A 13,034-nucleotide genomic window follows, 5' to 3' on the forward strand; every position below is an offset into this window, starting at 1 on the left:
GGGGGCGAGCTTGCCCCTGCGTCAAATATGTATCGTTTTACCGCTGGATAATGCTGCTACCAATATTAGACCTTATAACCCCAAGCCCTCAAACAGCGCCGTCGAAAGATACCGCTCCGCAAAGGAGGGAATGATCACCACAATGGTCTTGCCCGCATTTTCATCCCGCGCGCCGATCTTGATGGCGGCGGCGAGTGCCGCACCGGAAGAAATGCCGACGGGCACACCTTCGAGGCGGGCGACGAGGCGGGCGGTCTCAAACGCGTCTTCATTGGTGACGGTGATGATTTCGTCGTAGATTTTCGTATCGAGAACGCTGGGTGTAAAGCCTGCGCCGATGCCCTGGATTTTGTGCGGGCCGGGGGTGCCGCCCGAGAGAACCGGGCTGTCGGCTGGCTCGACGGCCACCACCTTGACCTCGGGCTTGCGGGATTTCAGCACCTGGCCGACCCCGGTGATCGTGCCGCCCGTGCCGATGCCGGAAACGAAGATATCGACGGCGCCATTGGTGTCGTTCCAGATTTCCTCGGCGGTCGTCTTGCGGTGGATGTCAGGATTGGCCGGGTTTTCGAATTGCTGGGGAATGATGGCATCAGGCAATGTTGCCGCCAGTTCGTGCGCCCTTGCTATGGCACCCTTCATGCCCTTGGGACCTTCGGTCAGAACCAGTTCCGCGCCCAGCAGCGCCAGCATCTTGCGGCGCTCGATGGACATGGTTTCGGGCATGGTCAGGATCAGCTTGTAACCCTTGGCGGCGGCGGCAAAGGCGAGAGCGATGCCGGTATTGCCGGATGTCGGCTCGATCAGGGTCGTTTTGCCGGGCGTGATCTTGCCCTGCGCTTCCAGCGCCTCGATCATGGCGACGCCAATACGGTCTTTTACAGAGGCTATAGGGTTGAAGAACTCAAGCTTCGCCAAAAGAGTAGCCTTGACGCCTTTTTCATTCGCCAGCTTGTCGAGGCGCACCAGCGGCGTATCGCCGATCGTCTCGGTAATCGAGGAATAGATACGCCCGCGTCCCGGTTTTCTGGCTTCAGACATGACATGCTCCCATTGTGCAATGCTTTGGAATTTTGCGCAGAATAGGAGGAATGGTCTGATGACGCTAGAGAACGAGAATGCGTATGTAGCGCAGTCTCTGGTATATCGTTCTCAAAATGCAGCATTTATCGAAATGATGACGTCACGTCGCGCGGGTGGCGATCATCGCAGCCGTGGCGGCCAGGATACCGGCGGCGGTGCGGTTGAGAATGGTGAGCGCGCTGGGGCGCTTCAGCAGCAGCCGGGCCTTGGAAGCGAGCAGGATATAGGGAAGCAGAACCGCCATCAGCACGGTAAAGGTAACCGCCAGCAGAACCACATATTCGCTGCTGCCGATGGTGCGAATGTCGATCAGCGTCGGCACCAGCGCCACGTAAAACAGCATGGTCTTGGGGTTGCCGAGTGTGATGAGCAGGCCTGATAGAAACGACATGGCGATGCTGGTGCTCTTTTTTGCCTGCAGATTCTGCGGCAACAGGCCAGCCGTCCAGAGCTTCCATGCGATGTAGAGGAGATAGGCGGCACCGGCGATTTTCAGAACCATGAAGGCTTCCTGAAATGCCTGCGCCAGAAAGGCGAGACCGAGAATGACGGCGGTCAGATAGACCATGTCGCCGAGCGCCAGCCCCAGGCCCATGAAGAAGGTTTCGCGAAAGCCAGACCCCAGCGCCCGGGCAACAATGGCCGTCATGCCGGGGCCGGGAATGGCTGCGGCAATGAAGAGAGCGGTGGCATAGGCGAGGAGGGTGGCGATGCTCACGATCAAGTCCTTCTGAAATCTCCAGGCATCGATATACCATGAGGAAGGATGTTGAAAAGCGGAAACGTCCGAATGCACAAAGCCCGCCGTGAGGCGGGCCTTGCTGGTCTCAGGATCGAAAGCGAGATTACAGGAACGGACGGTCCGGCATGTCGTCGATGCTGATGACGCCGTCATTGTTCTTGTCGAGGCGTGTGAACATTTTCTCGCCAGCAGCGGTAAATTCGGCCTTGCTGATCTGGCCGTTGCCATCGGCGTCGACCATGGAGAACATCGCGTTCACCCGGCCACCGTGGCCGCCTTTGCCACCCTTACCACCTTCGGACTTGCGGCCTTCATGGCGCTTGCCGTCACGGTCCGCCTGTTCGGGGCCGCCTTTTTTGCCGTCCTTGCCGTCCGCATTGGCGCGATCAGGGCGTGGGTTGGCGGCGCGGAACGCTTCCATCTTGGCTCTGCGGAAATCACGCATTTCCTTCGGCGTGATCGAGCCGTCCTTGTTGGCGTCGATCTCGGTGAACAGTGCATCCTGGCGGGCTGCGAACTCTTCCTTGGAAACCTTGCCGTCCTTGTTGGTATCGGCCGTCTTCAGCAGATAGACATAGGCCAGTTCAGGGCGCATGGGCGGGCCGTCTCGGCCGGGGCCGCGGGGTGCCGCCATCGACATGGGTGCTGTGGTGCTGAGCACCAGTGCTGCGCCAAGAGCTGTCAGCGCAAATTTTCGAATTGTCATGGTCTGTACCTTTCAAATGCTGTCCCTGATTGAAAGGTAGTGCCCTCTTGGCACCTTAACCAGTTAAACATCAGCAATGTGGATGACAAATCGGTAACCTGCCGGTTCAGCCAGCCCTGACGGTCAACTCCTTTAGAAAACCGGTCAGATCGTCGGTGATGAAATCGATGTGATCGTCGCTCAACGCCGGAATTTCCCAGCGCTCCATGATGATGCCTTCGAGATTGCGCGGCACCAGCAGCACCGTCTTCATGCCCAGAGCCTTCGGCGCGGTGAGGTTGCGCGGCAAATCCTCGAACATCGCCGCCTTGGTCGTGTCGAGCTTGGCAAGGGCTGCGAATTTCTCATAGGTCGCACTGGCCGGCTTGGGCAGATAATCGGCGGCGACGATGTCGAAGATGTCTTCGAAATGGTCGAGTATACCCAGTGCACCAGCGGCGGCCTGCGCATGCGGCACGCTGCCATTGGTCAGAATGAATTTGCGTCCCGGCAAAGCCTTGATGGCTTCGCCCAGTTCCGGGTTGGGCAGCAGAGCGGAATAATCGATGGCATGCGCCCGCTCCAGAAAGGCATTGGGGTCGATGCCGTAATGGATCATCAGGCCCTGAAGCGTGGTGCCATGCTCGTGGTAATACTGCTTTTGAAGCTTGCGCGCTTCGTCCGGTTCCAGTTGCAGCAACTCGGCAACATAGGCCGTCATGTTTTTGTCGATCTGCGAAAACAGGTTCACCTCATGGGGGTAAAGCGTGTTGTCGAGATCGAACACCCATTCGGTAACATGGGTAAATTCGGCGGGGTTTGGTTCATTTTTCGGTTTCGTGCTCATGGCCCTCTTATGCCCTGTCATCGCTGCAAAGAAAATCGAAAAGGCGACGTTCCTGCCGCTTTCCGACCTTGGGGCGTCAAGCTGACGCGTGATAATCATGGAGTATGGAACTCTGGATACCCATCACCATCGCCGCTGCCTTCATGCAGAACCTGCGCTCGGCCTTGCAGAAACATTTGCAGGGCTCGCTCGGCACGCGTGGGGCGAGCTTCGTGCGCTTCGGTTACGGCTTCCCGATTGCCATCGCCTATGTGATGTTTCTGCGCTTCGGTGCGGAGCAGATTTTTCCAACCTTCAGTACCGGCTTTTTCATATGGGCGGTGGTAGGCGGGCTTGCGCAAATCTTCGCCACCATGATGCTGGTGTATCTGTTTTCGCTGCGCAACTTCGCCGTCGGCACGGCCTACTCAAAGACGGAGCCGGTCCAGGCCGCACTGTTCGGCTTCGTCATATTGGGCGAAAAGCTGACGCCGGGTGCTGTCGGCGCGATCATCGTTGGCGTCATCGGCGTGATGGTCATCTCCATGGCACGTCTGCCGCTCTCGTGGCGCAATACCATCACAGCAATGACCAGCCGCACGGCCTTGATCGGCATCGCCTCGGGCGGCATTTTCGGCATCTCGGCGGTGGCCTACCGAAGCGCGTCGCTGTCGCTGCACGGAGCAGGGCCCGTCATGTCGGCAGCGGTGACGCTTGCCTGCGTCACCACGTTTCAAACGGCGTTCATGCTGGTGTGGATGTTCTGGAAAGACAAGCGCGAGATCGTGCAGGTTCTCGTGACATGGCGCTCATCGGCCCTTGTCGGCATCGCCGGGGTATTGGGGTCGGCGGGCTGGTTCACGGCCATGACGCTGCAGCAGGTGGCCTATGTGCGCGCACTCGGCCAGATTGAGCTGGTCTTCACCTTCATGGCGTCGTGGTTCCTGTTTCGCGAACGGGTCAACGCCATGGAGCTTGCAGGATGCCTGCTGATCGTCAGCGGCATCCTGGGATTGCTGTTCTGGTAAAAGCGCGTTCCGGCCAAGATCAGGGAACGATGAGTGTGCCTGCGCCTTCGGTGAATATTTCCAGCAGAACGGAATGTGGTGTCTTGCCATTGAGAATGACGACGCCCTGAACGCCCGCCTTGATGGCTTCGATGCAGGTCTCGACCTTCGGGATCATGCCGCCGGAAATCGTGCCGTCCTTGATCAGCGCACGGGCCTGCGACACCGTGAGTTCCTTGATCAGTTCCTTGTTCTTGTCCAGAACGCCCTCGACGTCGGTCAGGAACAGCAGGCGACTGGCATGCAGCGCACCGGCGATGGCGCCGGCAAAGGTGTCGGCATTGATGTTGTAGGTCGCGCCATCCCGGCCCGGGGCCACCGGTGCGATGACCGGGATCATTTCGGACTTGGCCAGCAGGTCAAGCAGCGTGCGGTCGACTTCCACCACTTCGCCGACAAAACCAAGATCGAGAACGCGCTCGATATTGCTGTCGGGATCGATCACGGTCTTCTTGGCTTTTTCGGCAAAGACCATGTTGCCATCCTTGCCGCACAGGCCGATGGCCCATTCGCCGGTCTGGTTGATGAGGGCAACGATTTCCTTGTTGATCGAACCGGCCAGAACCATTTCGACAATCTCGACGGTCTTGGCGTCGGTAACGCGCAGGCCACCTTCGAATTTCGATTCGATACCCATTCTGCTCAGCATCGCGCCGATCTGCGGACCGCCGCCATGGACGACGATAGGATTGATGCCGGACTGCTTGAGAAGGGCGATGTCTTCTGCAAAAGCCTTGCCGAGACTGTTATCTCCCATGGCATGGCCGCCATATTTCACGACGATGGTCTTGTGCTCGTATTTCTGCATGAAAGGCAAAGCCTGTGCGAGAAGCCGGGCCTGCATTTCGCTTTCGGAAGACGTCATGGGAATAACCTCGTCGTTGATTGCCGCGCTTTTAACCCAAGTTTTTGACGGAAGAAACAACGGAGAGCCGATCAGCCGCAGAAAATTCGAACGTGAACGCATGGTGACGGCCAATATGATTGACATATGCGGACAATCGGACCAGCTTTGGCACGGGGATTAGCGCGCGTCGGCGATAGATTGCTGACGGACCGTTGGGGCGGCCGCGCATAAAGCCAGGAGTTCGAAGACGAATGACCTCGCCGGATCGGGAGAAGCGAAGCGGTTTGAAAGACGAGGTACTCGCGGGCGAATACGTGCTGGGAGCACTGAGCGCCGATGTGAATGCCGAGCTTGCCAAACGCATGAAGACGGACCGGCAGTTTGCGGCCATGGTTCGTCGCTGGCAGGAAAACCTTGGCCACACGACTGCGAGCGAGCATCGCAGTTTCTCTTATTACATGAATGCGTCGAACGATCATGCCCTGCGCAGGCAGGGTGACAGGCTCAACCGCGGCATATATGGGCGGTTCGAGATTTTGTCAGCGGTGTGGAATTCGGTTCGGTTCTGGCGGTTGACCACATCTGCGGCGCTACTTTGGGCCGCAGTTCTACTGTTCTCTGTTGCTTGAGTAGCTGTAGCCGGTAAGGCGGGAGGCGGCTGACGCCGCCACCTCACCAATCTCAGACAATACCCACGGTCTTGCAAATCTCTGCGCGAAGAAGGTCGAGCCCGGCGGATTTTTCTGATGATGTTGCCAGAACCTCAGGGTAGGCAGCAGGACGCTTTCGGATTTTCTCCAACGTCTCGTTGACGAGGCGGGGCACGGCAACATCCTTGATCTTGTCGGTTTTGGTCAACACGACCTGATAGGATATGGCCGCCTTATCGAGGATTTTCAGAACGTCCTCATCATTGGCCTTGATGCCGTGGCGGGAGTCGATCAGCAGGTAGACGCGCTTCAGGGTCGCGCGGCCACGCAGATAATCGAACACCAGCTTCGTCCAGGCATCGACATGGTCCTTCGGAGCCTTTGCATAGCCGTAACCTGGCATGTCAACGAGCGCCATTGGTGGCATATCGCCAGCTTCACCGGAGTAGCCCTCAGGAACGAAGTAGTTGAGTTCCTGCGTACGACCCGGCGTGTTGGACGTGCGCGCCAGCCCCTTATGGCCGACGAGCGCGTTGATGAGCGAAGACTTGCCGACGTTGGAACGTCCGGCGAAGGCAATCTCCGGCGGTCCTTCGGGCGGTAGGAACTTCATGGCGGGAACGCCACGAATGAAAATCCAGGGCCGACCGAAGAGCGGCTTTTCCGTTACCGGTACACCGCCATTGATATCGCTGGTCATTTGGTTTCCACCGGCTTTCGTTTGAACAATCCCTTGATGTTGTCAAACAGCTCGATCTTGGCGCCGTGGCGCTTCATGATCACAGCCTGTTGGCTGATCGAAAGGGTGTTGTTCCACGCCCAGTAGATGACGAGACCCGCAGGGAACGACGCCAGCATGAAGGTGAAGATCAGCGGCATCCAGGTAAATATCATCGCCTGGGTCGGATCTGGAGGCGTCGGGTTCATACGCATCTGCATGAACATGGTGATGCCCATGACGATAGGCCAGACGCCGATCATCAGGAAGTGCGGAACATCGTAAGGCAGAAGACCGAACAGGTTGAAGAGCGAGGTCGGGTCCGGCGCAGACAAGTCGTGTATCCAGCCGAAGAACGGCGCGTGCCGCATTTCGATGGTGACATAGATGACCTTGTAGAGTGCGAAGAACACGGGAATCTGCAACAGCATCGGCCAGCAACCGGCGACAGGGTTGATCTTCTCTTCCTTGTAGAGCGCCATCATCGCCTGCTGCATGGCCATGCGGTCATCGCCATGCTTGGCTTTCAGCTCCTCCATCTTCGGCTGCATGCGCTTCATGTTGGCCATGGAAGCGTACTGCTTGGAAGCTAGCGGGAAGAACAGAAGCTTGACGACGATGGTGGTCAGCAGGATCGCAACGCCGAAGTTGCCAAAATAACGGAAGAAGAAATCCATCAGTTTGAACATCGGCTTGGTGATGAAGTAGAACCAGCCCCAGTCGATCAGGCGGTCGAACTTCGGAATGCTGTATTGCGTCTCGTAACGGTCGACCAGCGGAACTTCCTTGGCACCGGCGAAAACGAGGTTCTTCAGTTCGATGGACTGGCCTGGGGCCAAAGTCATGGCATCACTACGGTAATCGGCCTGATAACGTGCCTGACCATCCGTGAAGTGCGAGTAGCGCGTTTCGACCGCGACGTTCTGCGGAGGAACGATGGCTGCTGCCCAGTACTTGTCGGTAATGCCGAGCCAGCCGCCCATTGCCTTTGGCAAGGTAACAGGCTTTTCCTCGATGTTCTTGTAGGTATCTTCGGTCAGGCCCGCATCCGTACCGGCGACGCCCAGAAAGCCCTCATGAATGACGAAGACGGCAGGGGTCGTTGGCTTGTTGTTGCGGGTGATGCGGCCATAGGTCGAGAAAGACACAGGCGTCTGGCCAGGGTTCTCGATTTTGTCGGTGACGGTGATCATATAATGATCGTCAATGGCGATCGTGCGTGTGAACACCACGCCGACATCATTGGTGAAGGTCAGCACGACTGGTGTGGTTTCAGTCAGCTTCGCACCTTCAGGGGCTGTCCAGACTGTGGAAGGACCCGGGGCCGAACCGGTGGTCGCTTCGCCAGCGATATAACCAAGCTCGGTGAAATAACCGTCATGGGTATCGGAGGGTGAGAACAGCGTGATTAGCGGGCTCGAGTCGTCTACCGTCTCGTGATAATCCTTGAGGCGGATGTCATCCAGACGCGCGCCCGTCAGGCTGATGGAGCCTTGAACCGCATTCGTGTCGATCTGGACGCGCTGTGATTTCGACAGCGATTCCTCGCGCGAAACCGTTGCTGCCTGCTGGCCGGTAGCGCCGGGCAGAGTGCCGGTCGGTGCTGTGGCGGTGCCGGGCGCGGCATTCGTCGTCGTTGTCTGCTGCGTCGCCTGTTGCGCCTGTCGTGTCTCTTCGGCGCGGCGCTGCTGCTCGATGCGCGGATTCATGTAGAGGAACTGCCAGGCAAGCACGATGACAACCGAAAGGCCTATCGCGATAAAGTAGTTGCGGTTTTTTTCCATCATTCTTTCCTGGAGCGGGTCTCCCGGGAGCGTCCGGATTTCGCTCGTCCCTTGATCCGCTCTATGAGCAAGTGTTCCAGTACGGCAAATTCGGTATTCAGTACGTCCCTACGGGCGACAATCACATAGTCATGTCCGGGTTTCATTGCCAACCCTGCCGAAAGCCTGACGGCCTCCTTCAGACGGCGGCGCATTCGGTTGCGTTCAACCGCATTTCCTTGGCGTTTGGTAACCGTGAAGCCGACCCTGGGTTCGGTTTCAGGTTTTTGACGATCCAGAACTTCCATAAGGAAAGTACCGCCTCGCCTTTTTTCTCCTGCCTGGACAGCAAGAAACTCCGGTCGGTTTTTCAACCGACCGGGTATTTTCTTCTCATGCGTCATGTGCCACGACTTTCATCGGGCTTCGGCCAGATTAAGCCGAGAGACGGGCGCGGCCGCGTGTGCGGCGAGCGGCCAGAACCTTGCGACCGCCGGCAGTTGCCATGCGGGAGCGGAAACCATGACGACGCTTGCGAACAAGCTTGGATGGCTGGAAAGTACGCTTAGACATTTATTTAATACCGCGGGGTGCGGCCCTTCTTGACTTTGCCCCTTTTGGGACAAGAGCGTTTCGTTTTGGCGTTCAGAAACCTGCGCAAGCACAAAATGCCCGAACGTGCGGGCTTATAAGGGCTTACGGCCTGCAAAGTCAATCGCTGACGGTCATTCCCCTGGCAATCGTCCGACATCGTATAATCGGGTTGCATGAAGCAAACCCGGCTCTTCCGTTGTGACCTTCAATCGACTGGGCCGATATTCAACGAATTAAAATCTGAAATTCTTTCTTAACGGAGCATGGGTAAATGTTGTGGGGATAAACAATTATTTCGACTTTCCTCTTACATTTATGTGAGAGGGGCGTTTGGGGGGAGTAGGCAGTTGAGAATACGGGGCAGAATTAATCTTCTGGTGGGGCTTTTAAGCCTTGTGGCATGTACGATTGGCGGCTTGTCGATTTTTGCCGTCAATGAATACCATAAGCAGACGCTGACACTGGAATCGGTGGCCGACCGGGCACGTAGCGGTGAAACACTGAACCGTCTTGTCACCGCTGTGGTTATGGAATCGCGCGGCATATATGCTGCCAAAGACACTGCCGCCGCAGCCAAGTTTGCCGATGGTCTTGCCAAAAACCTGACCGATATGGACACTCTGCTCAAACAATGGAAGCCGGATGTACCCGCCAGCCAGACCGCGCAATTCACCAATCTGGAAAAACGCTTCGAAGAGTTTCGCACGTTTCGCACCGAAACGGCACGTCTTGGCCGTGAGGTAAGCCCACAGGACGCCAATACGCAGGGCAACAACGAGGCCAATCGCGAGAACCGCAAAGCTTATCAGACCGAGATAGACGCAGTCGTCAAAGGCGACCTGGCGGAACTCCAAACAATCAAGGCAGGCATCGAAAGCTTCAGCGAGACGATCTTCCTGGTCGTCGTACTGGTGACGGTGGGCGGTGTCGTGGCAGGTGCCGCATTTGGCCTATACGTCGGCTCCAAGCTCAGCGGACCAATCCTTCAAGTATCGGAGGCGATGAACTCCGTGGCCGAGGGCAACTTCGAAACAGTAATTCCATGCCTGGAGCGCAAGGACGAAATCGGTGAAATGGCCGCAGCCGTTGAGGTATTGAAGCGCAACGGTCTGGAAGTTCGACGCATGAATGCGCAGGAAACCGCCATGCGCGCCAAGAGCGACGACTTGCAGGCGGGCATGGCTGAGGTTGTCGGCGCTGCTGCCGAAGGTGATTTCAGCCATCGTATCACCAAGGATTACGGTGACGAAAACCTCAACCGTTTCGCCCAGAACATCAATGCCTTGCTGACCAGCGTCGATAGTGGCGTGACGGAAACAGGCCGCGTCATTGGAAGCCTAGCCCATGGCGACCTGACGCAGACGATGAATGGTACGTTCCACGGCGTCTTTGCACAGCTGCAATCAGACGTGAACGAAACATTCGCCAAGCTGAAGGGTACGATCAGCGAAGTTCGTGGCAGCACGGAAAGCATCAGCGGCAATGCCAATGAGTTGCGCTCCGCGGCAGACGATCTGTCCAAGCGCACCGAGCAACAGGCCGCCGCGCTGGAGGAAACCTCCGCAGCTCTTGATGAGATCACTGCCGTGGTGCGCAACTCCACCCAGCGCGCCCAAGAAGCCAGCACGATGGTATCCGAAACCAAGGAGAAGACCGCAGAGTCTGCCAAGGTGGTGCGTGACGCCGTGTCGGCCATGGGCCGGATAGAGCAGGCATCGCGTGAAATCAGCCAGATCATCAACGTCATCGATGAAATTGCTTTTCAGACAAACCTGCTGGCGCTGAATGCCGGTGTGGAAGCGGCGCGTGCCGGTGAAGCTGGCAAGGGCTTTGCCGTTGTAGCGCAGGAAGTGCGCGAGCTTGCTCAGCGTTCCGCCAACGCGGCCAAGGACATCAAGGCGCTCATCACAAAGTCGGGCGATGAAGTCGGTAATGGCGTGAAACTGGTGCAGCGCACCGGTGAGGCGCTGGATGAGATCGAGACCCGTGTTCTCGGTATCAACGACCACATCCACTCCATCGCGACAGCCGCAAAGGAGCAGTCGACCGGCTTGCATGAGGTTAACACCGCCATCAACCAGATGGATCAGGTGACCCAGCGCAACGCGGCGATGGTGGAGGAGACCTCGGCGGCAACACACAAGCTGAGCGGAGAGGCTGAAAATCTGGTCTCGCTGGTCGGCCGGTTCCACCTGGGCAACGACAAGACCTCTTACACCCCTGCCTCAGTCAGACCCGTTGCCATGTCATTGCGCTCTGCACCTGTTGCCTCGCCCGCACGCAAGATGATGGGAAATGTAGCGCGTGCCTTCAACGGTAACGCAGCCGTTGCCCAGAGCCGTGACGAATGGCAGGAATTCTGATACTCGGAAATCCGGCTTCGATGCGTAATCTGAAACTGAAAAACCCCTCGCCAAGACGAGGGGTTTTCTTTTGGTGCATAACGTGTCGCCAGCTTATTCGGCAGGCGCCATCACGGGGTCGAGCGCGTCTATACCTTCCTGCCGATCATAGGCTTCCTGATCGAGAATGCCCTGCCGCTTGGCAACGATGGTGGGGATCAATGCCTGGCCCGCGACGTTGACTGCCGTACGGCCCATATCGAGGATCGGATCGACCGCCAGCAATAGGCCGACACCCTGCAAAGGCAGGCCAAGCGTCGAGAGTGTCAGTGTCAGCATGACCGTGGCACCGGTCAGGCCAGCCGTTGCTGCGGAACCGAGGACGGACACGAAGACGATCAGCACATATTCCTGAATGCCCAAGGGCAGGCCATAGAACTGCGCAACGAAGATAGCGGAAATCGCCGGATAGATTGCAGCACAACCATCCATCTTGGTGGTGGCGCCCAGAGGCACGGCAAAGGCCGCATATTCTCGCGGTACGCCCAGATTGCGCTCCGTAACCTGCTCTGTGACGGGCAGGGTTCCAATCGAAGAGCGCGACACGAACGCGAGCTGAATGGCTGGCCATGCACCCGCAAAAAAGCGGATCGGGTTCAGCCCATTGGCAGCAAGAATAATAGGGTAGACGACGAAGAGCACAATGGCGAGGCCGATATAGATCGCGGCGGAATACCAGCCGAGGGACGCAAGTGCTTCCCAGCCATAGACTGCAACGGCATTGCCGAGAAGACCAATCGTGCCGATGGGCGTCAGGCGGATCACCCACCACAAAATCTTGCGCGTGATCGCCAGCAGCGAGCGGTTGAAGGACAGGAACGGCTCCGCTTTCTCACCCACCTGCAAGGCGGCGATACCCACGGCAATCGAAATCACCAATATCTGCAAGACGTTGAAATTGAGCGAGGTCGTCGCGCCCGTGTCATTGATGCGGGTGGATGCCTGAAGGCCAAGCAGGTTGGCCGGGATCAATCCTTTCAGAAAATCGAGCCATGAACCCGTGCTGGACGGTGCCGCCGCCGCCGTTGCTGCCACACCCGAATTGACACCCGGCTGGATCAGCAGTCCAAGAGCGATGCCGATGAGAACGGCAATCAAAGCCGTAATCGCGAACCACAACAGTGTCTGCCACACCAACCGCGCCGCATTGTTCAACTCGCGCAGATTGGCGATGCTGGCCACGATAGCCGTGAAAATCAGCAGCGGCACAAGCGCGCGCAGAAGCTGAACGAAAATCGTGCCAATGGTGGAAAGCGTCTGAACCAGCCAGTTTGGCCCAGCCTCGGACGCCCCCATCTGCCGGGCAATGTAGCCTAGTACGAGGCCGACAACCATGGCGGCGAAGACTTGAAAGCCGAAAGACGTATAGAAGGGCTTATGTGCCCGGGTAGTGGATGAAGCAGGCATTTTGTATTCCGTGAGAACGAGAAGACGGTGCGGACCGTCTAATGTGACAATGAGGAGATGGTTTCTGTATCGAGCGAATTGCCTAAAATATCAACGAATGTGATTGCGTGAGAAAGGGCTGGACTGAAAATTCGTTCTAACTTCAAAACTTGGTGCTCACTTGTGAAGCAATTTGAACCGCGCCGGGTTTGCCGGAGGCTCCAACTTCTGAGAAAGTGGAGTCACCATGAGCAAGACAACGAACAAGTTT

The 13,034-nt window shown here is 57.5% G+C and carries 13 protein-coding genes; 3 read left to right on the plus strand and 10 right to left on the minus strand.

The window, feature by feature from the left end; genetic code table 11:
- Window positions 1-72: 72 nt before the first annotated feature.
- The 4 genes from cysK to ATO67_RS21985 form a co-directional block, all read right to left on the minus strand.
- Window positions 73-1,041 (minus strand): cysteine synthase A, encoded by a 969-nt coding sequence (gene cysK / locus ATO67_RS21970; RefSeq protein WP_067653991.1) that lies wholly within the window; start codon window positions 1,039-1,041, stop codon window positions 73-75.
- Between the two features lie 142 nt (window positions 1,042-1,183).
- Entirely contained in the window at window positions 1,184-1,801 is a 618-nt protein-coding gene (locus ATO67_RS21975; protein WP_067654010.1) for a LysE family translocator, read from the minus strand.
- Window positions 1,802-1,928: 127 nt separating this feature from the next.
- Entirely contained in the window at window positions 1,929-2,531 is a 603-nt protein-coding gene (locus ATO67_RS21980) for an EF-hand domain-containing protein (RefSeq protein ID WP_067653993.1), read from the minus strand.
- A gap of 106 nt (window positions 2,532-2,637) precedes the next feature.
- Window positions 2,638-3,357 carry a pyrimidine 5'-nucleotidase gene (locus ATO67_RS21985; protein WP_067654013.1) on the minus strand — a complete coding sequence of 240 codons (720 nt, stop codon included), beginning with the start codon at window positions 3,355-3,357 and terminating at the stop codon, window positions 2,638-2,640.
- Between the two features lie 104 nt (window positions 3,358-3,461).
- Between ATO67_RS21985 and ATO67_RS21990 the strand changes: the two genes are divergently transcribed.
- Window positions 3,462-4,364, plus strand: coding sequence for a DMT family transporter (locus ATO67_RS21990; RefSeq protein WP_067653995.1), 903 nt, complete (start codon window positions 3,462-3,464; stop codon window positions 4,362-4,364).
- Window positions 4,365-4,383: 19 nt separating this feature from the next.
- Here ATO67_RS21990 and argB read toward each other — a convergent pair whose 3' ends face one another.
- A complete protein-coding gene (argB, locus tag ATO67_RS21995; protein ID WP_067654015.1) occupies window positions 4,384-5,268 on the minus strand; it encodes an acetylglutamate kinase in 885 nt (294 codons plus the stop codon).
- A gap of 233 nt (window positions 5,269-5,501) precedes the next feature.
- Here argB and ATO67_RS22000 point away from each other — a divergent pair, with 233 nt between their 5' ends.
- Complete coding sequence (locus tag ATO67_RS22000) at window positions 5,502-5,879, plus strand: hypothetical protein (RefSeq protein WP_067653998.1); 378 nt, start codon at window positions 5,502-5,504, stop codon at window positions 5,877-5,879.
- A gap of 52 nt (window positions 5,880-5,931) precedes the next feature.
- On the opposite strand, the gene yihA is transcribed toward ATO67_RS22000, so the two are convergent.
- From yihA to rpmH, 4 genes are read right to left on the minus strand one after another with little or no spacing between them, the layout of a single operon-like run.
- Window positions 5,932-6,600, minus strand: coding sequence for a ribosome biogenesis GTP-binding protein YihA/YsxC (yihA, locus tag ATO67_RS22005; protein ID WP_067654000.1), 669 nt, complete (start codon window positions 6,598-6,600; stop codon window positions 5,932-5,934).
- Window positions 6,597-8,402, minus strand: a complete 1,806-nt coding sequence (gene yidC / locus ATO67_RS22010; protein WP_067654002.1) for a membrane protein insertase YidC — start codon at window positions 8,400-8,402, stop codon at window positions 6,597-6,599. The genes yihA and yidC overlap by 4 nt, the downstream gene beginning before the upstream one ends.
- The gene (gene rnpA / locus ATO67_RS22015; RefSeq protein ID WP_067654004.1) at window positions 8,402-8,785 is read right to left on the minus strand and encodes a ribonuclease P protein component; all 384 of its coding nucleotides are present in this window, start codon (window positions 8,783-8,785) and stop codon (window positions 8,402-8,404) included. Before rnpA ends, yidC begins: the two co-directional genes overlap by 1 nt.
- A gap of 31 nt (window positions 8,786-8,816) precedes the next feature.
- On the minus strand, window positions 8,817-8,954 hold the full coding sequence (rpmH, locus tag ATO67_RS22020; protein ID WP_042616368.1) for a 50S ribosomal protein L34: 138 nt from the start codon (window positions 8,952-8,954) through the stop codon (window positions 8,817-8,819).
- Between the two features lie 368 nt (window positions 8,955-9,322).
- Between rpmH and ATO67_RS22025 the strand changes: the two genes are divergently transcribed.
- A complete protein-coding gene (locus ATO67_RS22025; protein ID WP_067654006.1) occupies window positions 9,323-11,338 on the plus strand; it encodes a methyl-accepting chemotaxis protein in 2,016 nt (671 codons plus the stop codon).
- 93 nt (window positions 11,339-11,431) lie between these two features.
- Here the strand turns inward: ATO67_RS22025 and ATO67_RS22030 are convergent, their stop codons facing one another.
- Window positions 11,432-12,784 carry a dicarboxylate/amino acid:cation symporter gene (locus ATO67_RS22030; protein WP_067654008.1) on the minus strand — a complete coding sequence of 451 codons (1,353 nt, stop codon included), beginning with the start codon at window positions 12,782-12,784 and terminating at the stop codon, window positions 11,432-11,434.
- Window positions 12,785-13,034 lie beyond the last annotated feature (250 nt).

The sequence above is a fragment of the Agrobacterium bohemicum genome, from assembly GCF_001562555.1.
Lineage (GTDB): Bacteria > Pseudomonadota > Alphaproteobacteria > Rhizobiales > Rhizobiaceae > Agrobacterium > Agrobacterium bohemicum.